Raw genomic sequence first — 18,982 nt, forward strand, 5'->3', positions numbered from 1 at the left:
CCCCGACAAAAACCGGAGGTTAGTGCACGTCCGGACGCAGGACCTTGGTGCGCAGGATGCCCTCGTTGAGGTTCATCTGCCGGTCGAGCTCCTTGACCGTCGCGGGCTGCGCGGACAGGTCGATGACGGCGTAGATGCCTTCCGACTTCTTGTCGATGTCGTAGGCGAGACGGCGACGGCCCCAGACGTCGACCTTCTCCACGGTGCCGCCGTCGTTGCGGACCACGGTGAGGAACTGGTCGAGGGACGGCGCGACGGTGCGCTCATCGAGCGAAGGGTCCAGAATGACCATTACTTCGTAACGACGCATGCGGGACTCCAACCTCCTCTGGACTCTTGCGGTCACGACACTCTGCCGTGACAGGAGGACGCTGACGTCTTGCCCCGGGCGGGCCCCTTTCGGCAGCCCGGGCTGATGGATCACCCATCACAACGCAGCGTGCCCAAGGTTACCAGCAGCGAGTAGGTGGGAAGGCCTTGAGGAAACCTAGGGGGTGGTGGTCGTGCCACATGTGCTTCAACCCTCCGAGAGGGAACGCTTCAGGCTCACGCTCAACACCGACGGACGCCCGCATCCGGTGGAAAACGTTCTCGCCGTCGTCACCCTGGTGTGCGGCGTGGTCGCCTTCGTCGCGACGTTCTGGACCTCGGCGCACATGATCGCGTCGTGGTTCGGCACGCTCGGGTTCGGCGTGGGGCTCTACTCACAATACGTCTCGGCGACGACGCCGCAGCGGGTGCTCAACATCATGGGGCTCGTCGGCGCGTTCGTCGGAGCCGCGCTGGGCATCGCCCACGGCGGCTTCCTCCCCCACCCATAAGCCTTGCGCACACGAGCGATGGCCCCGGCGACACGTCTGCCGGGGCCATCCGATATGTGACTCACGCGCCGATGTGCAGGTCTATGCCGAGCAGGATCAGGAACCAGAGGAACACCGCGAGCAGCGCCTCCGCGAGGTCCCGCAGCAGCCCCGGTGTGATGTAGTCGTAGACCCAGGCGACGTAGATGCCGACGATCACGTAGACCAGAACGATCAGCGCTCGTAAGCGCCAGCGGCTCATAGGGTTTCTCCTCGGGGTAGGGGGCGCCTCCCGACTGCCCTCCGGCGCGCCGGCCAAACGCCGCTCACCGGGCTCGAGACAGGGCTCGGGTTCAGGGGTCACGACAAGGGCTCGGGGCAAGCGCTCCGGGACCAGGGCTCGGGACGAAGGGCGCGGGATAAGCTCGTCGGCATGGTGCGTATCGGAGCTCATGTCGGTCAGGACGACCCCGCCGCCCACGCCGCCCAGGTGGGGGCCGAGGTGGTGCAGTTCTTCCTGGGCGACCCGCAGGGTTACGACAAGCCCGTGCTGCCCGAGCAGCCGGTCGAGGGCGTCGACATCTACATTCACGCGCCCTACCTGGTCAACGTGGCGACCACCAACAACCGCATCAGGATCCCCAGCCGCAAGCTGCTCGAACAGCACCTGAAGGCGGCCGCCGGGCTCGGCGCCAAGGGCCTGATCGTGCACGGCGGCCACGTCAACAAGAGCGACGACCCGCAGGCCGGGTTCGACAACTGGCGCAAGGTGTTCGAGCGCATGGAGTGCCCCATCCCGGTACTGATCGAGAACACGGCGGGCGGCGGCAACGCGATGGCGCGCAAGCTCGACCGCATCGCCCGGCTGTGGGAGGCGCTCGACGGGTTCGACGTGGGCTTCTGCCTCGACACCTGCCACGCGCACGCCGGCGGCGAGGAACTGGTCGGGGTGGTCGAGCGGGTCAAGGCCATCACCGGCCGCATCGACCTCGTCCACTGCAACGACTCGCGCGACGACTTCGACTCGGGCGCCGACCGTCACGCCAACCTGGGCCAGGGGAAGATCGACCCGGAGCTGATCCTCGCGGTCTGCCGGGCGGCCGGGGCGCCGATCGTGGTGGAGACGCCCGCCGAGGGCCAGGCCGACGACATCGCCTTCCTGCGCAAGAACCTGTGACCCACCAGTCCATGGCCGGTTGCACACAGCCTGTGGATAACTTCCCTGGATTACCGAGACGGAAAAGTGGGTAGAGGTCTCAGCCCGCCCACGCGCCACTCAGGAAACGCCCGGCGTTGACCAGCATCAGCGGCCCCGAGATCAGGGCATAAAGGACGATCACCCACGTCCGCCTGGTCGCGACCCTGGCCACCAGCACCCACAGCGGAAACCACAGCAGCAGCGAGCGCGGGATCGACAGGTAGTAGGCCGAGGTCATCAGCGCCGCCGCCTGCGTGCCCGTGTAGACGGCCTCGCTCCACCGCCGCAGGACGAGCAGCCAGACCAGCCCGACGACCACCACCACGGCCCCGGCCAGCTCCATCCTGAAGGCCACCGCGAAGTCGCCCCCGCCCATGGCGGTATGCCAGGTCGTCGCCCACGCCTCCCACGGCCAGGCGAAGTCCCGCCCCCAGCCGGCCTCCTGCGCGTGCTTCCAGGCCAGCCAGTCGCCGGTCCTGCCGTAGTGGTAATACGAGTACGCCACCAGCGGAAGCACCGGCACGACCAGCCACCCCACCCGCCGCAACGACTCCCCGCGCATCGCGAACTCCACCACCAGCGCGACCGCCAGGAACAACCCCGTGATCCGCACGCACGAGGCCCCCGCGGCCAGCAGCACGGCGGCCGGCCAGCGCCCCTGCCTGGCGGCCAGCCACGCCGGGATCGCGAAGGCCAGAAACAGCGACTCGCTGTATCCGGCGGCCAGGAACACCGCCATGGGAAAGAGCAGCAGCGCCAGCACGGCCATCCAGCCCGACGCGCCCTCGACCTCGGCCAGCCGGGCCAGCGCGACCATGGCCACCGCCCCGGCCACCAGCGAGACGATCAGCCCGGCCGCCGCCCAGTCCGGCACCACGAGGTGGACCAGCCGCAGCGCCACGGGCAGCCCGGGAAGGAACGCGGGCAGGCCGTCGTCCACCGGCTGTCCCGGCTCGCCGTCGTATCCGTGCTCGGCGATGGTGATGAAGAGCGTCGTGTCCCACTTGCGCCACTTGTCGGCGTACCCGGACAGCGTCGCGCCGAGCAGGGTCGCCATCAGCAACCCAGCCCGTGAGCCGAACCAGAGCAGCAGCGCGTCCCGGCCGGTGGAGCGGGTGATCATCCGGCCGGGGCCGCCGGCGCGCGGCGGGTGCTCATCGGACCAGGGACGCCAGCGTGAAGCGGTCCTGGGCGCCGTCGAACACGCCACCCGTCTGGTCGTCGATGCCCGCCTGGCGCACCGTGTCCTTCTCGGGGCGCAGGATGTCCCGCACCACGAACGCCATCATGATCCCGATGGTGATGATCCGGCCCCAGACTGCGGTGAAGTACGTGTCGTCACCGATGCCCAGGTCGTCGCGGTCGAGCGGCGACTGGCCGACCAGATAGAGCCAGATGGCCACGAAGTACCAGATCTCGGCCAGCTGCCACAACACCAGCGGCTTCCAGTTGGGCCTGGCCAGCACCGCGAGCGGCACCAGCCACAGCACGAACTGCGGCGACCACACCTTGTTCGTCATCATGAACGCGGCCAGCGCCAGGAAGCAGATCTGCGCCAGCCGCGGCCGGCGCGGCGCCGCCAGCGTGAGCACGGCGATGCCGGCGCACATGATCACCAGCGACGCCATCCCGAGCACGCTCACGTCGCCGGTGCCGAGGACCGGCCAGTTCTTGTTCTGGAAGAACAGCCAGGCCGAGCCCCAGTCGACCCCGCGTTCCTCGGAGAAGACGTAGAACCTGCGCCAGCCGTCCCACGCGAAGATCATGAACGGCAGGTTCACCGCCAGCCACGCGCCCGCGGCCGCGGCGGAGGTCACCAGGAACGGCCTCCATCGCGCGGTGCGCAACGTCAGCAGGAACAAGGCGCCCACGAACATGAGCGGATAGAACTTGGTCGCGATGGCCAACCCCAGCAGCACCCCGGCCGTCACCTGCCGCTGCTGCTTCCAGGCCAGCAGCATGCCCATGGACAGCGCGCCGGCGACCAGGTCCCAGTTGATGTAGGCGGCCAGCACCACGGCCGGCGAGATCGCGTACCAGAGGGAGTCCCACCGGCGCGTCGGGCCGGCCACCGCAGCCATCAGCAGCACGCCGATCACGAGGCAGACGCCAAGCAGGACCACGGTCAGGTCGTAGAAGCGCACGGCCTGTGCGACCTTGTCCAGCTCCAGCGCCCGCGAGATCCAGCTCATCACCTGCATGACCTCGCCCAGCACCACGGGGTATTCGACCTGCTTGTCGAACGGCACCTGGGCGAAGTAGGGGTTCTGGGTGGCCAGCTCCCTGTCGAAGTAGAGGGGGTAGATGTCGGTGTAGCAGAAGTTCGTGTACGTGGTGACCTGGTCGTTCCAGCCCCCGGTGCGGCAGGGCAGGCGCACCACGTACGCCAGGCTCGCACCGAGGGCCGCGATCAGGCCGAGGGGCAGATAAGGCACGGCACGCGTCACCCAGGTGGCGCGTGCCTCTGTGCTCATCACTGGTCCTCTGGCCTGAAGTACATCGGGCCGGTCCCTGTGGGTCTGGCGTCGGGAGCGGAGCCACCGCCCGAGAAGTCGAGGTCGCCCGACCCCGGGCCGCCGGTGTCCTCGTCGAGGCCGTCGTCGATGGAGGCGTCGTCATCGGTGCCGGCGTCGTCGCCGCAGTTGATGAAGCAGTCCTCGTCGCCCTGGTCGAACGGGTTGTCGCTGTCGAACGGGTTGTCGCTGTCCGGCGTCGGCGTCGGGGTCGGCGTCGGGCTCGGCACGATGTTCTCCGGCACGCCCACCTCGGCCCGGTCGGGGAACTGCTCGACGGGCAGGTTCTCGTGGGCGAGCTGCATGAACTTCTGCCAGGCGATCGTGGGCGGGCCGGCGCCTTCGAACCGGAGCGAGACCTCGTAGGGCCGCGTGTACGGGTTGTTCCACCCGTACTTCTTGCTGCCCTTGCGGAAGACCGGGCAGTTGGAGTGCTGGGGCGGAACGACCTTGCCCGACTTGGTCCTGCACTCCTCGCGGTAGAACCCGACCGCCGTGGAGATCTGCGGCGTGTAGCCGACGAACCAGGCTTCCTTCTCGTCGTTGTTCGTACCGGTCTTGCCGGCGGCCGGCCTGGCGCCGAGGCCCTTGCCCGCCGCGGTGCCGCCCGGCTTGAGCACCGCCTGCATGGCGACCGTGGCGTCGGCCGCCACTTGGGGGTCGATGACCGACTTGGCGACGGCCTGCTCGGGGTAGGCGACCTTGCCCTTGAGCTCGACCTTCTGCACCACGTGGTAAGGGGTGTACTTGCCGCCGTTGGCGAAGATCGAGTATCCGGCCGCCTGCTCCACCGGTGTCACCAGCGCGCTGCCGATGGCGAACTGGTAGTGGTGGACCTTGACGTCGTCCTCCATGCGCTGGGTGTTGAACCCGGCCGCCTCGACGAGGTTCTTGACGTCGTCGAGCCGGTTGGGCAGCGCGTACGCCATCGACACGAACGCCGTGTTGACCGACGCGGCGGTGGCCTTGATCACGTCCACGGCCGCACCGACGTTGTGGCTGTTCTTGATGCCGCCGGCCTGCTGTCCGGGCAGCTCCTTGGGCACGGTCTCGTTGCCCGGCACGTAGCTCTTGAGCGAGTAGCCGGCCTGCAGCCAGGCGGCCAGCACATACGGCTTGAACGCGGAGGCCGCCTGCTTGGTGGACTGGAAGGGCTCGTTCCACGGGTCGGTGAGGTAGTTGTCGCCGCCGTAGAAGGCGAGGACGCGCCCGTTCTTCGGGTTCACCGCGGCCAGGCCGCCGTGGAACTCGGTGGACATGTTGAAGGCCTGGCGCGTGCTCTTCATCGCGGTCTTCGCCGCCTGCATGAGCTTCCTGTCGAAGGTCGAGACGATCTTGTAGCCGCCGCTCTCGACCTCCTCACGGGTCAGGCCGCGCTGCTTGAGCTCCTTCAGCACGAGATCGACCATGTAGCCGTTCAAGCCACCGAGGCCGCCGTTGGGGTTGTTCTTGACCGTCTTGGGGAACTTGGCGGTCTTCGGCAGGTTGCCGTACTTCTCCGGCCACTGCTCGGACATGTACTGGATGACCGTGTTGAAGCGCTCCTTGAGCGCGGGGGCGTCGGGCTCCCATGCGGGCTGCTGGATGCGCGCGGCGAGGTAGGCGCCCTGCTCGGGGCTCAGCTTGGCGGCGGTGACGCGGGGGCCGAAGTACGCCTTAGCGGCGGCCTCCACACCGTAGGCGCGGCCGAAGTTCACCGTGTTGAGGTAGGTGGCGAGGATGTCGTTCTTGCTCATGGTGTCGTCGAGCTTGACCGCGACGAAGATCTCCATGATCTTCCGCTTGATCGACACCTCCTGGCTGAGGCCGTCGAAGTAGCCGCGGGCCATCTGCTGGGTGATCGTCGAGGCGCCCTGCAGCTGCTGACCGGTCGCGGTCATCCAGGCCGAGCGGACGATGCCGGAGATGGAGATGCCGGAGTCCTCGTAGAAGGTGTCGTTCTCGATGGCCACCGCGCCGTCCTTGACGCTGTCGGCCATCTTCTCGATCGGCACGATCTCGCGCTTGTAGCCCAGGTGGGCGATGACGTGCTTGCCGTCGCGGTAGTAGACCGTGCTCTGCTGGGCCAGCGCCTCGGCCTGCGCGGCGCTGGGCACCGGCGTGTTGGCGTACGCGACCATGATCATGCCGAACAGGCCGGCCGCGAGCACCACGGCGCCGGCCACCACGATCTTCCAGCTCGGGACGAACCTGCGCCAGCCGCCTTTGCCGCCGTCGTCGCCGTCCTTGCGTCTGGACGGTCCGGGAGGTCCGGGAGGTTCGGGCGGGCCGCCCGAGCCGCGACGGCGCGAGCGCCGCGGCCCGTCGCTGACGATCGTCTCCTGGCTGCTCATCCCGCGCGTGTCCTGGCGCGCGCGCGAGCGCGGCGGCTGCTCGCCACCGCGCTGGTAGGGGTCACCAGGGCCTTGGTGGTGCTCGGCGCGCGCCTGCCGCGGCTCGGGACGCCGAGGCGGGCTCTCGTCGTACGGCTGCGCGGCCATGGCGCCGGTCTGCTCGTACGCGGCCTCCGCGCGGCGTGGCGGTTGCCTGGAGTCCCAACTCTGGTCGCTGGTTTGGGGTGCGCCATTTTGCGGCAAAGAACGGGGTGAGCTGGAGCGTCGGCGTCTCCCCGGGCGGCCGGTCCCCTCGTTCATGCTGTTACTCACACGTCCTCGCAACGTCATCGGAACAGAAACGGCGGTCGGGCGTGAGGTTTCTCGCCGCCCTCGGTCATCACGCTTGGCCGACGAGGTCAGGCGGTCCATTCCCGAGGACGTACGAAACCGTCAGGTGATTCCAGGAACAACCTTGGCAGACCTCGACCACGTACACCCGGAACTCATCGTAATCATGGGCCATTGCGGCGAGTTCTGATGCGACCTTTGCCTGACCGGCATGCCTTCCGAGGCAATCGCCGTAGACATAGGTCACGTTGGTGACGTTCTCCCTTTCGCAGACCGGGCAGGGGCGTTCGGTCGGTTCGCCGAAGTGGCGCGCCGCGCGAAGGAGGTAGGGCTGTGCGTCACAGACGTCGCCGCGCGAGGCGCGCCCCGAACGCAGGGAGCGGACCACCGCCCGTTTCGCGAGGCCGTAATCCACCACCCTTCTCTGTGACCACATGGGCGCCAGACTACGGCGTTTTTCGGGTTGATCCCAACGGCTTGGCAGATTCAGAGATTGCCGTCATATAGCGGCTCGACGTATCCTCGTGATGTATCGGCTCGATACATCGACGCGAGAGGGGACGGTTCCCATGGCCGGCGGACAGGGCAGAGTCCTGGAACTGGCCGTGCTCGGGTCGCTGCACGAGACTCCGCTCCACGGCTACGAGCTGCGCAAACGGCTCAACGCCCTGCTGGGGATGTTCCGTGCGTTCTCCTACGGGTCGCTGTACCCGTGCCTGCGCTCGCTCCTGGCCCAGGGCCTCATCGCGGAGGAGCAGCCCGCTCCCGCCGCGATCGTCGGCGGCAGATCGAAGATCGTCTACAAGCTGACCGCAGAGGGCAAGGAACGACTGCAGGACATGCTGACGCAGGCCGGTCCTTCCGCCTGGGAGGACGAGAGCTTCGGGGTGCACTTCGCCTTCTTCCGCCACACCGAGGCGGAGGTGCGCCTGCGCATCCTCGAAGGCCGCAGGAGCCGGTTGGAGGAGCGGCTCGACGCGGTGCGCACCGCGCTGGCGCGCACTCGGGAGCGTCTCGACAGTTACACACTTGAGCTGCAACGCCACGGGCTCGAGTCCGTCGAACGCGAGGTGCGCTGGCTGAACGAGCTGATCGCAACTGAGCGTCGGGCCTCGTCGGAGGACAGGCCCGAAAGAGATACGTCAACTGATGAGTAAAGGAGCGAGTGCGATGGGTTCGGTTCGCGTGGCCATTGTCGGTGTCGGCAACTGCGCGTCGTCACTGGTCCAGGGCGTTCACTACTACAAGGACGCGGACCCGGACACACGGGTGCCGGGCCTCATGCACGTGAAGTTCGGCGACTACCACGTCGGCGACGTCGAGTTCGTCGCCGCCTTCGACGTGGACGCCAAGAAGGTCGGCCGCGACCTGTCCGAGGCCATCGTCGCCAGCGAGAACAACACGATCAAGATCACGGATGTGCCGCCCACGGGGGTGACCGTCCAGCGGGGCCACACCTTCGACGGCCTGGGCGAGTTCTACCAGGAGATCATCGACGAGTCCGACGAGGCGCCCGTCGACGTGGTCCAGGTGCTCCGTGACAACCGGGTCGACGTGCTCGTCTCCTACCTGCCGGTGGGCTCGGAGGAGGCCGACCGCTTCTACGCGCAGTGCGCGCTGGACGCGAAGGTGGCCTTCGTCAACGCGCTGCCGGTCTTCATCGCCTCCGACCCGGTGTGGGCGGAGAAGTTCACCGAGGCCGGCGTGCCGATCGTGGGCGACGACATCAAGTCGCAGGTCGGCGCCACGATCACGCACCGCGTGCTGGCCAAGCTGTTCGAGGACCGCGGGGTCGAGCTGCTGCGCACGTACCAGCTGAACTTCGGCGGCAACATGGACTTCATGAACATGCTGGAGCGCAAGCGGCTCCAGTCGAAGAAGATCTCCAAGACGCAGTCGGTCACCTCGCAGATCCCGCACGAGATGGGCAAGGCCGACGTGCACATCGGCCCGTCGGACCACGTGCCGTGGCTCGACGACCGCAAGTGGGCCTACGTCCGCCTGGAAGGGCGCTCGTTCGGTGACACGCCGCTCAACCTGGAGTACAAGCTGGAGGTGTGGGACTCGCCCAACTCGGCGGGGATCATCATCGACGCGGTGCGGGCGGCCAAGATCGCGCTCGACCGGGGCATCGGCGGGCCGATCCTGTCGGCGTCCTCGTACTTCATGAAGTCGCCGCCCAAGCAGTACTCCGACGACGAGGCCCGCGAGTACGTCGAGAAGTTCATCAGGGGCGAGGTCGAGCGCTGAACCGCTCCTTCTGAGGCGCCGCACCCCCGGTCTGCGGGGGTGCGGCCCAGTCGTTACGGGCGAGCCGCCGGCGGCAGCTCGTCGAGGGAGGCAGGCGACCAGGTCAGCGGGTCGGAGCCGAGCTCGATCAGCAGCGGCACCTGCTCCCTGCACCACGGCGAGATCGCCAGCAGCCCGTTGCGCGCCGCGTCGGCGAACTCCTTCCACGGCATCCACCACGTCTCCCCCACCTCCTCCGGGTTGGGCGCGACGGGCGCGTCGACGAGCACGCGGTAGACCGGGCACAGCTCGTGCTCGACGATGCCGTTGGCCATCACCGCCCGATAGGAGAAGCCGGGCAGCAGCAGGTCGGCGCGCTCGGCCACCAGGCCCAGCTCGTAGGAGAGCCGGCGCACGACCGCGTGGTCGAGGGCCTCGCCCGGAAGCGGATGGCCGCAGCAGCTGTTGGTCCACACCCCCGGCCAGGTGAGTTTGTGATCCGCCCGCTTGGTGAGCAGCACGCGGCCTTCCCCGTCGAAGACGTAGCTGGAGAACGCCAGGTGAAGGGGGGTCTCACGGCCGTGCACCGACGTCTTGGGCGCGGTGCCGAGCGCATGGCCGTCGCGGTCGACCAGCACAACGTGTTCCTCTGTCGTCACGCTATGAAGCGTACGAGATCAGCTACACGCTTAGGAACCCGCTGCCCACCTGCTGCACCAACCTCTGCCGCATCCTAGACGACGGGGGCGGGGCTAGGCTGTCGGCGTGTCTTTCGTCGCCGATCTGCGTGTAGTCCTGCGGGGCAGGGACTTCAGAAGGCTTTTCGGCACCCGGCTGATCTCCCAGTTCTCCGACGGGATCTTCCAGTTCGCGGTGACCGGTTTCGCCTTCTTCAGCCCCGAGAACCAGACGACCGCGCTCGAGGTCGCCGCGGGCCTGGCCGTGCTGCTGCTGCCCTACAGCGTGCTCGGGCCTTTCGTCGGCGTCTTCATCGACCGATGGTCGCGGCGGCAGATCCTGATGGTGGCCCCGTTCGTGCGCGGCACGCTACTGCTGGTGGCCGCCGGGTTGGTGGCCGCCGACGCGCCCGACGCGGCCTTCTACGGGGCGGCGCTGGCCGTGCTGGGCGTCAACCGGTTCTTCCTGGCCGCACTCGGCGCCTCGCTGCCGCACGTGGTGCCCTCCGATCGGCTGATGGCCGCCAACGCGGTCACGCCGACGTCGGGCACCGTGGTCACCTTCGTGGGCGCGGGCGTCGGCTTCCTGCTGCGCGAGCTCGTCGGCGGCGACGACTTCGGCGTCGCGCTGCTCCTCGTCATCTCCGGCGTGGTGTTCGGGATGAGCGCGCTGGTCGCCCGGCTGATGGACCGGCGGCTGCTCGGCCCCGAGCCCGACCCGGAGCGGCCGCAGGCCCGCCAGGCCATGCGCAACGTGGTCACCGGCCTGGCCGACGGCGCCAGGCACCTGCTCCACCGGCGCACCGCCGCCGCCACCATGGGCGCGATGGCGGCCCACCGCTTCCTGTACGGCATGTGCACCGCGCTCGGCATCATCCTCTACCGCTACTACTTCACCGACGGCGACTCCGAGGCTGCGCTGCGCGGGATCAGCGTCGTGGTGGCCGTCTCCGGCTTCGGCTACTTCCTGGCCGTGATCATCACCCCGTACGCGACCGAGCGGTTCGGCATCGAACGCTGGGTGACGATCGCGCTGAGCGTGGCCGGGGTGCTGACGGCGGCGCTGGTGCTGCCGTTCCAGGAGTGGGGGCTGCCGCTGGCCGGGTTCGTGCTGGGCGTGGCCGGGCAGAGCGTCAAGATCTGCGCCGACACGACCGTGCAGCGTGACGTCGAGGACCTCTACCGCGGCCGCGCCTTCTCCATCTACGACATGCTCTTCAACGGCATGTACGTGCTCGCCGCGGCCCTGTCGGCGGCCATCCTGCCGCCGGACGGCAAGTCGTACCTGGCCGTGATGATCATCTCGCTGGGCTATCCCGTGGCCGGGCTCGCCTACCGGATGATCACCGCGCCCTCACGCGCCAAGGTCGTTTGACCTGGCCCACTCCCGCAGCGCCTCGGTGGCGGCCTCCTTGCCGATCAGGCCCTTGTCGAGCCTGAGCTCCAGCAGGAACTTGTAGGCCTGCCCCACCACCGGCCCAGGCCCGATGCCGAGCACGCCCTGGATCTCGTTGCCGTCGAGCTCGGGCCGGATCTTGGCCAGCTCCTCCTCCTCGGCCAGCCTGGCGATGCGCTCTTCGAGCTGGTCGTAGGTCCGCGACAGCGCCGCGGCCTTGCGCTTGTTGCGGGTGGTGCAGTCGGCCCTGGTCAGCTTGTGCAGCCGGCTGAGCAGGGGGCCGGCGTCGCGCACGTAGCGGCGCACCGCGCTGTCGGTCCACTCGCCGGTGCCGTAGCCGTGGAAGCGCAGGTGCAGCTCGACGAGCTGGGAGACGTCGGACACCACGTCCTTCGGGAACTTCAGCTCCGTCATGCGCTTCCTGGTCATCTGCGCGCCGACCACCTCGTGGTGGTGGAACGACACCCGCCCGCCAGCCTCGTGGCGGCGGGTCTTGGGCTTGCCGATGTCGTGCATGAGGGCCGCCCAGCGCAGGATGCGGTCGGGCTTGCCGTCCTCTTCCTGGGCGATGGCCTGGTCGAGCACGGTCAGCGTGTGCTCGTAGACGTCCTTGTGCCGGTGGTGCTCGTCGATCTCCAGGCGCAGCTTGGGCAGCTCGGGCAGCACGTGGGCGGCCAGCCCCGTCTCCACCAGCAGCCGCAGGCCCTCGCGCGGGCCCGCGCCGCAGATCAGCTTGTCGAGCTCGTCGCGGATGCGCTCGGCCGAGACGATCTCGATCCGCTCGGCCATCGCGGTCATCGCCACGGTCGCCGCCTCGTCGACGGCGAACCCGAGCTGCGAGGCGAACCTGGCGGCCCGCAGCATGCGCAGCGGGTCGTCGGCGAAGGACCGCTCGGGCGGGCCCGGGGTGCGCATCAGCTTGGCGCGCAGGTCGTCGAGGCCGCCGTAGGGGTCGACGAAATGGTGCCCCGGCAGGCGTACCGCCATCGCGTTGACGGCGAAGTCGCGCCGCTCCAGGTCGGCTTCGAGCGTCTCGCCGTACATGACGTCAGGCTTGCGCGACTTCGGGTCGTAGGACTCGCTGCGGTACGTCGTGATCTCGATCAGCCAGCTGCCCTTGCGCAGGCCGACCGTGCCGAAGTCGATGCCGATCGTCCACACGGAGTCGGCCCAGTCTCTGACGATCTCCAGCACCCGTTCGGGGTGGGCGTCGGTGGTCAGGTCGAGGTCGTTGCCGACGCGGCCGAGCAGGAGGTCACGCACGGGACCACCGACGAGGGCCAGCTCATGGCCGTGCGCGGCGAACAGGCGGCCGAGCTCGTCGGCCACCGGGGCGATCTTGCGGAACAGGTCGTTCATGGCCTGCTGCTGGCTTTCGGTCAGAGTTGTGTCGGACAAACTGAGTCGGCCTTCGTCGTGTGAGGTGGCTTCCCGAAACATATCCCCCGAGCCACACCAGGTCCGGGTTACCGTCGGTCCAAGGACCGTCGGGGGCCATGGAATGCGGCAAGGAGGACTATATGAAGGACGCCCTCGCGATCCACCGCTGGCTCCTCGCACACCAGGTCCATCATGAGATCGTACGCCTTCCGCGTCCCATGACATGCGCGGAAGAGCTGCCGGAGGCGGTCTCCGCGGCGCCCGCGCGGTGCCTGACGGTCACGGTGCTCGACGTCACGACCAGGGTCGGCAGCGAGGTCGTCATCGGGGTCACCTCGCCCGTCTCCTCGCCGCTGCGGCCGGGAGCCGTCGGCGCCCTGCTCGGCGCCCGCCAGGTACGCCCCGCGCCCGCTCGCGTGGTCAACGCCGCCACCGACTACGCCGACGGGCTCGTGTGCCCGCTGCTGCTGCCGGAGTCGCTGCCCATGTTCGTCGACGACCGGCTCGTCCTCGACGACGAACTCGTCTTCACCGCCACCGGCGAGCGGCACACAGCCCTTTCTCTTCGTGCGCTCGACCTGCTGACCGTCCTGCCAGGCAAGATGGTCGACCTACGCGGTCCACGCCTGCGAGGATCACGTGTGGCGGTCGCACGACGGCACTGAGCCCGTACCATTGCGGGCGTGCGTCGTCGTAGTCCAGGCCGGGCATTCGCGTGATCCGTAAGGCCACGCTGCTCGCCGCGTTGTCAGCCGCGCTGCTCGCCCCCCTGGTGGCGGCGGTGCCGGGCGCGGCTGCCACGAAGACGAGCGCCTCCCTCGCGGCCCGCCAGAGTCTCACCGTGTCGATCACCTCGATCACGCCGGACGTGCCGAAGAACGTCACCGATGTGATCAAGATCACCGGTACGGTCCGCAACGGCACCGGCGCCCCCATGTCCGGCCTCCAGGTGCGCCTGCGTTACGACGCCCAGAAGGTCACCGACCGCGCCGCCATGGCCGCCTACCTGAGCGACCAGAACAACCAGACGCTCCCCTTCAACGTGTCCACGCGCAACTCGTTCATGGACATCCCGCCGCTCGCCGCAGGCGCCTCGCAGCGCTGGGAGATCACCGCCACGCCCGTGCAGCTCGGCCTGCGGGAGTTCGGCGTCTACCGGATCGCCGTCGACGTCGCCCAGTTCCGCGTGCCGGTCACGGCCGAGCGCACCATGCTCACGTACGCGCCGGTCACGCCGCAGCGTCCCCCGCGCAACAAGCTCGCCGTCGCGCTGCCCGTCATCGACCAGCCCCACCGCGCCGCCGACGACAACCTGTTCGTGGACGACAAGCTCAGCCAGTCGCTCGCGGGCAAGGGCCGCCTGGCCGACCTGCTGCAGATCGCGCAGTCCGCGCCCGCCAGCGTCACCTGGGTGGTCGACCCGGCGCTGCTCGACGACCTCAACGCGATGACCAAGGGTTACAAGGTCAAGACCAAGGACGGCGATCAGGCCAAGCCGGCCAGCACTGCGGCCGGGCAGTGGCTGACGGGCATGCGCACCGCGCTGGCCTCCTCGCCCGTGGCCGCGCTCCCGTACGCCGACCCCGACGTGGCCGCGCTGGCCCACCAGGGCTTCGACACGCAGACCAAGCGGGCCATCGAGCTGGGCGGGCAGAGCACCAGGGCGCTGCTCAGCCGCAACGCGAAGACCAACGTCAACTGGCCGGCGGCGGGCGTGCTCGACGCCGACGCGCTCGACCTGCTCGCGGTCGGCGGCGTCAACAGGGTGCTGCTCAACTCCACCAACCTGCCGCCGCAGCAGCCCGCCACCACCACGCCCGACGCCGCCGCGACGCTCGACTCGGTCAGCGGCCCCGTCACGGCGCTGGTCGCCGACGCCGAGCTGAGCAAGCTGTTCGAGCCGGCCGCAGGCACGTCGGTGGTGCTCAGCACGCAGCGCTTCATCGCCGAGACCGCGATGATCTCCAGCGAGGCCGGTCAGCTCCTGCCGCGGTCGCTGGTCGTCGCCCCCTCGCGGCGCTGGTCACCCAACCCCACGCTCGTCACCGCGCTGATCAAGACGGCCGGCCGGCTGCCGTGGCTGCAGCTGGCCCCGCTGGAGTCGCTCAAGCCGGGCAAGGCGTCCGTGCCGCGGGCCGGCCTGACCTACACCGACCAGGACCGCAAGGAGGAGCTGAGCAAGAAATACCTGGCTCCGGTCGCGGACGCCTGGTCGAAGGCCCAGCTCACCTCGCTGATCACGGCCGAGAAGACGCAGTCCCGCTTCGACGCGGCGGTGCTGCGGCTCACCTCGTCGGCCTGGCGCAACAGCACCCGCGCGGGCCGCGCGGCCACCAAGCTGGTCAGCGCGGCGGTGGACGCCCAGACGAACAAGATCCAGATCACCGGCTCCGGCCCCGACCGGCCGCGTACGCTGGCCGGCAGCAACGGCGTCGTGCCCATCAGCGTGAAGAACTCGCTGTCCACCCCCGTCGAGCTCTACATCGAGGTCAGGTCGAACAACCCCGAGCTGCTGCTGGTCAACTGGCGCAAGGAGCTGCCGATCGGCGGCGGCCAGATCGGCACCGTCCAGGTCCCGATGAGCGCCGCCCCCGACACCAGCGGCGACGCCACGGTGACCGTGGAACTGCGGACCGCCGACGGCCAGGTCTACGGCAAACCGCAGCGCCTGACCATCCGCACCACCGGCTACACCGGGATCGCCCTGGTGATCGTGGGTGCGGCGCTGACCGTGATGCTCGCGGCCGTGGTGACGCGGCTGCTGCGGCGCCGCTCTCAGCGTAGACTCGCGCGGGCCAAGACCCGGGAGAGTGAATCCGTATGAGCCGCATGCTTCGGGCCAGCGCCATCATGGCGGCGGGCACCATGGTGTCCAGGGTCACGGGGTTCGTGCGGACGATGGTGCTCGCCTACGCCATCGGCACGGCGGCGCTGGGCGACGCCTACAACGCGGCGTACGCGATCCCGTACAGCATCCTCGACCTGCTGCTGCTGGGTGTGCTAAGCAGCGTCGTGGTGCCGATGATCGTCCGTGCCCAGCAGAGCGACGAGGACGGCGGCCGGGCCTACGAGCAGCGGCTGCTGACGATCTCCACGGTCGCGCTGGTCGTGGTCGCGGTGGCGGCCGTGCTGGCCGCGCCGCTGCTGATCGACCTCTACACCGACTGGGACCCGGGCAGCAGGCGCTTCGAGGTCGCGGTCACGCTGGCCCGCTTCATCCTGCCGCAGCTCGCCTTCTTCGGCGTCGGCGCGGTGGCCGGGGCCATTCTCAACACCCGTGACCGCTACGGCGCCCCCATGTGGGCCCCGGTGGTCAACAACCTCGTCGTCATCGTGATGTTCGTGCTCTACGCGGTGGTCGGCACCGGCGGCGACATCGACAAGGTCACCAACACCGACCTCGCGCTCCTGGGCCTCGGCACCACGGCGGGCATCGTCGGGCAGGCCGTGGTGCTCATCGTGGCGCTGCGGCGGGTCGGGTTCGCCTTCGTGCCCCGCTTCGACCTGCGTAACGCCCGGCTCGGTGAGATGGGCAGAGCCGGGGTGTGGACGATCGGCTACGTGGTCGTCACCCAGCTCGGCTTCATGCTGACGACCAATCTGGCCAGCTCGGCGGGCAACGTGGTCGACGGCCACGGGATCAGCCCGTACACGTTGGCGTTCCAGCTTTTCCAGCTTCCCTACGGCGTCATCGGCGTCTCGGTGATCACGGCGATGCTGCCGCGGATGAGCCGGGCGGTGGCCGAGGGGCGTTTCGCCGACGTGCGGAGCGAGTTCGGCTCCAGCGTGCGGCTCGTCTGCTCGCTGATGGTGCCGGTGTCGCTGCTTCTCATGGTGCTCGGGCCGGCGATCACCGTGCCCATCTACGGCCACGGCGCCAACAGCGTCGCCGACGCCGTCTACATCGGCAACGTGCTACAGGTCTACGGGCTGGCGCTGGTGCCGTTCGCGGTGTTCCAGCTGCTGCTGCGCGTTTTCTACAGCTTCGGCGACACGCGCACGCCGGTCTTCATCGGGGCGGGCACGACCGCGGTCAACGCGCTGCTCATGGTGCTGTTCTTCGTGATGCTGCCGGCTCGTTACGCGGTGATGGGGCTGGCTCTGGCGTACGCGATCGCGTACGGGCTGGGCGCGGGCCTGGCCTGGATCCTGGCCTCCCGCCGGGTCCAGGGGCTGGGCGGCTGGGCCGTCGGCATGGCGATGACCAGGATGTATCTGGCCGCCATCCCCACGGCCGTGCTGGCGCTGGCCTCGGTCTGGCTGTTCACCACGGTCTTCGGCGGGCTCGACTTCCTCAACTCGGTGATCGTCCTCGCGATCGGCGGCGGCCTCGGCATGCTGCTCTATCTCGGCGTTGCCCACAGAATGCGCATCCCTGAGGTCAACTCGATCGTTGGGATGGTCGCGAGGCGGGTAGGTCGGTAAAGAACGCGGGCGGAATCTTCTCGGCACTACCATGGAGCCCGACACGCGCGAATGGAAGCAGGAGGGGCGTGGGCGGATCCATCCGACATAACGTGCCTTCGTGGGACACCACCACGCAGGCGCGTCCAATAATGAGCACGCCCGATCGGCGCAGCGGAGTGAGCCAGTGAGCAGCACGTCGGCCGTCGAACCCGGCACTCGTCTAGCCGAGCGGTTCAGGCTCGAGGACCGCGTGAGCGAGTCCGAAGGCGCCACGTTGTGGAAGGCCATCGACGAGATCCTCGCCCGGCCCGTGGCCGTGCACACTTTCGACTCCTCTTTCCCCCGTGTCCACGAGGTCGTCACCGCCGCGCGCGCCGCGAGCCGGCTGACCGACCCCCGCCTGACCCAGGTGTTCGACGCCGCCGAGGACGAGAAGGCCTCCTACGTCGTCAGCGAGTGGGTCAACGGCGAGTCCCTGACCGACCTGCTGGCCTCAGGGCCGCTGGAGCCCGACCGGGCGGCCGGGCTGGTCGCCGAGGCCGCCGAGGCGCTCGCGCACGCCCACGAGGCGCAGCTCTACCACCTGTGCCTGCAGCCCTCCCACCTGATCTGGACGACCGGCAACACGGTCAAGGTGCTCGGCGTGGCCGTCGACGCGGCGATGTACGGCCTGACCACCGACCAGCCCGCGCTCGACGACGCCGAAGGGCTGGGCCGGCTGCTGTACGCGGGGCTGACCGGCCACTGGCCGGGCGACGAGGAAGAGGGCGGCCTGCCCGCGGCCCCCATGAGCGACGGCCACTTCTGCACGCCCCGCCAGGTCACCGCCGGCGTGCCCGGCTACCTCGACGCCGTCACCGTGCGGGCCTGCCTGCCCGAGTCGCGCCGGGGCCAGAGCCCGCTGACCACCCCGTCCGAGGTGGCCGAGGCGCTGGCCGACGTGGCCAGGCCGATGCCGATCCCCATCAGCTACCCCTCGACGCCCGCGGTGGCCTCGGCCTCCCACACCGAGGGCCTCGACATCGCCCACCGGCACAAGGCCGCCGCTCCCCCGCCCCTGCCTCCCGCGCCGCCGCGCCGCCCCTCCAACGGCGGCGGCAGCACGCTCAACCGGGTGCTGATGACGCTCGTCGTGCTGCTGGTCATCGCCGCGGTCGGCGTCGGCGCCTGGACGATCGGCCGCAGCCTGGGCAGCCCGTCCCCGCCGGGGACGGCCAGCGCCGAGCCCACGACCTCCGCGTCCGCCTCCGCCGCGGCCGAGACCGTCAAACCGGACAGGGCGCGCGGCTTCGACCCGCTGGGCGACGGCGACGAGAAGCCCGACCTCGCGAAGCTGGCCATCGACGGCAAGCCCAGCACCCTGTGGAAGACCGAGACCTACACCAGCGCCGACCTGGGCCGCCTCAAGGACGGCGTGGGCCTGCTGCTCGACATGGGCAAGTCCGTGCAGATCAGCGACGTGGTCGCTACGCTGTCGGATGCGCCGGGCGCGAACGTCGAGCTCAAGGTGGGCGACTCAGCCGATCTCGACTCGTTGAAGACCGTGGCCACCAAGAAGAACGCCGCAGGTAAAACCACCCTTACCCCTGATGAGGCGGCAAGCGGTCAGTACGTTTTGATCTGGTTTACGCGTGTTCCGACGGATGCAGGCACTTTTCATGGCACCATCTATGAGGTAGTGGTGCACTCTCCCGGATCGGCATAATCAGGAATCTCTCT

Annotated in this window: 17 protein-coding genes; 9 read left to right on the plus strand and 8 right to left on the minus strand. The window is 69.1% G+C overall.

The window, feature by feature from the left end:
- Nucleotides 1–19: 19 nt before the first annotated feature.
- The gene (gene rpsF / locus AB0C28_RS02240) at nt 20–310 is read right to left on the minus strand and encodes a 30S ribosomal protein S6 (RefSeq protein WP_106242878.1); all 291 of its coding nucleotides are present in this window, start codon (nt 308–310) and stop codon (nt 20–22) included.
- Between the two features lie 268 nt (nt 311–578).
- Here rpsF and AB0C28_RS02245 point away from each other — a divergent pair, with 268 nt between their 5' ends.
- On the plus strand, nt 579–821 hold the full coding sequence (locus AB0C28_RS02245) for a hypothetical protein (protein WP_358072796.1): 243 nt from the start codon (nt 579–581) through the stop codon (nt 819–821).
- 61 nt (nt 822–882) lie between these two features.
- Here the strand turns inward: AB0C28_RS02245 and AB0C28_RS02250 are convergent, their stop codons facing one another.
- Nucleotides 883–1,062, minus strand: coding sequence for a hypothetical protein (locus AB0C28_RS02250; protein WP_346101737.1), 180 nt, complete (start codon nt 1,060–1,062; stop codon nt 883–885).
- Between the two features lie 171 nt (nt 1,063–1,233).
- Here AB0C28_RS02250 and AB0C28_RS02255 point away from each other — a divergent pair, with 171 nt between their 5' ends.
- Nucleotides 1,234–1,977 (plus strand): deoxyribonuclease IV, encoded by a 744-nt coding sequence (locus AB0C28_RS02255; RefSeq protein WP_358072798.1) that lies wholly within the window; start codon nt 1,234–1,236, stop codon nt 1,975–1,977.
- A gap of 79 nt (nt 1,978–2,056) precedes the next feature.
- On the opposite strand, the gene AB0C28_RS02260 is transcribed toward AB0C28_RS02255, so the two are convergent.
- The 4 genes from AB0C28_RS02260 to AB0C28_RS02275 all read right to left on the minus strand — a co-directional run bounded on the left by AB0C28_RS02260 (nt 2,057) and on the right by AB0C28_RS02275 (nt 7,610).
- Entirely contained in the window at nt 2,057–3,121 is a 1,065-nt protein-coding gene (locus AB0C28_RS02260; RefSeq protein ID WP_358072800.1) for a mannosyltransferase family protein, read from the minus strand.
- Nucleotides 3,122–3,152: 31 nt separating this feature from the next.
- The gene (locus AB0C28_RS02265) at nt 3,153–4,472 is read right to left on the minus strand and encodes a glycosyltransferase 87 family protein (protein ID WP_357839730.1); all 1,320 of its coding nucleotides are present in this window, start codon (nt 4,470–4,472) and stop codon (nt 3,153–3,155) included.
- Nucleotides 4,472–6,991, minus strand: coding sequence for a transglycosylase domain-containing protein (locus tag AB0C28_RS02270; RefSeq protein WP_357839727.1), 2,520 nt, complete (start codon nt 6,989–6,991; stop codon nt 4,472–4,474). The genes AB0C28_RS02265 and AB0C28_RS02270 overlap by 1 nt, the downstream gene beginning before the upstream one ends.
- 232 nt (nt 6,992–7,223) lie before the next feature.
- Nucleotides 7,224–7,610, minus strand: a complete 387-nt coding sequence (locus AB0C28_RS02275) for a DUF5318 family protein (protein WP_346101746.1) — start codon at nt 7,608–7,610, stop codon at nt 7,224–7,226.
- A 133-nt stretch (nt 7,611–7,743) separates the two neighbouring features.
- Here AB0C28_RS02275 and AB0C28_RS02280 point away from each other — a divergent pair, with 133 nt between their 5' ends.
- Nucleotides 7,744–8,331 carry a PadR family transcriptional regulator gene (locus AB0C28_RS02280; protein ID WP_346101748.1) on the plus strand — a complete coding sequence of 196 codons (588 nt, stop codon included), beginning with the start codon at nt 7,744–7,746 and terminating at the stop codon, nt 8,329–8,331.
- Between the two features lie 13 nt (nt 8,332–8,344).
- Nucleotides 8,345–9,424 (plus strand): inositol-3-phosphate synthase, encoded by a 1,080-nt coding sequence (locus AB0C28_RS02285; protein WP_357839722.1) that lies wholly within the window; start codon nt 8,345–8,347, stop codon nt 9,422–9,424.
- A 53-nt stretch (nt 9,425–9,477) separates the two neighbouring features.
- On the opposite strand, the gene idi is transcribed toward AB0C28_RS02285, so the two are convergent.
- On the minus strand, nt 9,478–10,062 hold the full coding sequence (gene idi / locus AB0C28_RS02290; RefSeq protein WP_357839719.1) for an isopentenyl-diphosphate Delta-isomerase: 585 nt from the start codon (nt 10,060–10,062) through the stop codon (nt 9,478–9,480).
- Between the two features lie 106 nt (nt 10,063–10,168).
- Between idi and AB0C28_RS02295 the strand changes: the two genes are divergently transcribed.
- Nucleotides 10,169–11,455 carry an MFS transporter gene (locus AB0C28_RS02295; RefSeq protein ID WP_357839716.1) on the plus strand — a complete coding sequence of 429 codons (1,287 nt, stop codon included), beginning with the start codon at nt 10,169–10,171 and terminating at the stop codon, nt 11,453–11,455.
- Here AB0C28_RS02295 and AB0C28_RS02300 read toward each other — a convergent pair.
- The gene (locus AB0C28_RS02300) at nt 11,435–12,835 is read right to left on the minus strand and encodes a CCA tRNA nucleotidyltransferase (protein ID WP_358072802.1); all 1,401 of its coding nucleotides are present in this window, start codon (nt 12,833–12,835) and stop codon (nt 11,435–11,437) included. The two genes, AB0C28_RS02295 and AB0C28_RS02300, sit on opposite strands and share 21 nt — an antisense overlap.
- Nucleotides 12,836–12,996: 161 nt before the next feature.
- Between AB0C28_RS02300 and AB0C28_RS02305 the strand changes: the two genes are divergently transcribed.
- From AB0C28_RS02305 to AB0C28_RS02320, 4 genes are all read left to right on the plus strand, one after another.
- Nucleotides 12,997–13,521 (plus strand): YbaK/EbsC family protein, encoded by a 525-nt coding sequence (locus AB0C28_RS02305; protein WP_357839710.1) that lies wholly within the window; start codon nt 12,997–12,999, stop codon nt 13,519–13,521.
- 50 nt (nt 13,522–13,571) lie between these two features.
- Nucleotides 13,572–15,680 carry a DUF6049 family protein gene (locus AB0C28_RS02310; protein WP_358072804.1) on the plus strand — a complete coding sequence of 703 codons (2,109 nt, stop codon included), beginning with the start codon at nt 13,572–13,574 and terminating at the stop codon, nt 15,678–15,680.
- Nucleotides 15,677–17,281, plus strand: coding sequence for a murein biosynthesis integral membrane protein MurJ (gene murJ / locus AB0C28_RS02315; RefSeq protein WP_358072806.1), 1,605 nt, complete (start codon nt 15,677–15,679; stop codon nt 17,279–17,281). Before AB0C28_RS02310 ends, murJ begins: the two co-directional genes overlap by 4 nt.
- A 232-nt stretch (nt 17,282–17,513) precedes the next feature.
- On the plus strand, nt 17,514–18,968 hold the full coding sequence (locus tag AB0C28_RS02320) for a protein kinase family protein (protein ID WP_358072808.1): 1,455 nt from the start codon (nt 17,514–17,516) through the stop codon (nt 18,966–18,968).
- Nucleotides 18,969–18,982 lie beyond the last annotated feature (14 nt).

This window comes from Nonomuraea sp. NPDC048892, assembly GCF_040649735.1.
Lineage (GTDB): Bacteria > Actinomycetota > Actinomycetes > Streptosporangiales > Streptosporangiaceae > Nonomuraea > Nonomuraea maheshkhaliensis.

Bases quoted from the DNA above. Each gene is read 5' to 3' on its own strand.
- rpsF (WP_106242878.1), bottom strand. From the start codon at position 310: ATGCGTCGTTACGAAGTAATGGTCATTCTGGACCCTTCGCTCGATGAG.
- AB0C28_RS02250 (WP_346101737.1), bottom strand. From the start codon at position 1,062: ATGAGCCGCTGGCGCTTACGAGCGCTGATCGTTCTGGTCTACGTGATC.
- AB0C28_RS02255 (WP_358072798.1), top strand. From the start codon at position 1,234: ATGGTGCGTATCGGAGCTCATGTCGGTCAGGACGACCCCGCCGCCCAC.
- AB0C28_RS02260 (WP_358072800.1), bottom strand. From the start codon at position 3,121: ATGATCACCCGCTCCACCGGCCGGGACGCGCTGCTGCTCTGGTTCGGC.
- AB0C28_RS02265 (WP_357839730.1), bottom strand. From the start codon at position 4,472: ATGAGCACAGAGGCACGCGCCACCTGGGTGACGCGTGCCGTGCCTTAT.
- AB0C28_RS02270 (WP_357839727.1), bottom strand. From the start codon at position 6,991: ATGGCCGCGCAGCCGTACGACGAGAGCCCGCCTCGGCGTCCCGAGCCG.
- AB0C28_RS02275 (WP_346101746.1), bottom strand. From the start codon at position 7,610: ATGTGGTCACAGAGAAGGGTGGTGGATTACGGCCTCGCGAAACGGGCG.
- AB0C28_RS02280 (WP_346101748.1), top strand. From the start codon at position 7,744: ATGGCCGGCGGACAGGGCAGAGTCCTGGAACTGGCCGTGCTCGGGTCG.
- AB0C28_RS02285 (WP_357839722.1), top strand. From the start codon at position 8,345: ATGGGTTCGGTTCGCGTGGCCATTGTCGGTGTCGGCAACTGCGCGTCG.
- AB0C28_RS02300 (WP_358072802.1), bottom strand. From the start codon at position 12,835: ATGAACGACCTGTTCCGCAAGATCGCCCCGGTGGCCGACGAGCTCGGC.
- AB0C28_RS02305 (WP_357839710.1), top strand. From the start codon at position 12,997: ATGAAGGACGCCCTCGCGATCCACCGCTGGCTCCTCGCACACCAGGTC.
- murJ (WP_358072806.1), top strand. From the start codon at position 15,677: ATGAGCCGCATGCTTCGGGCCAGCGCCATCATGGCGGCGGGCACCATG.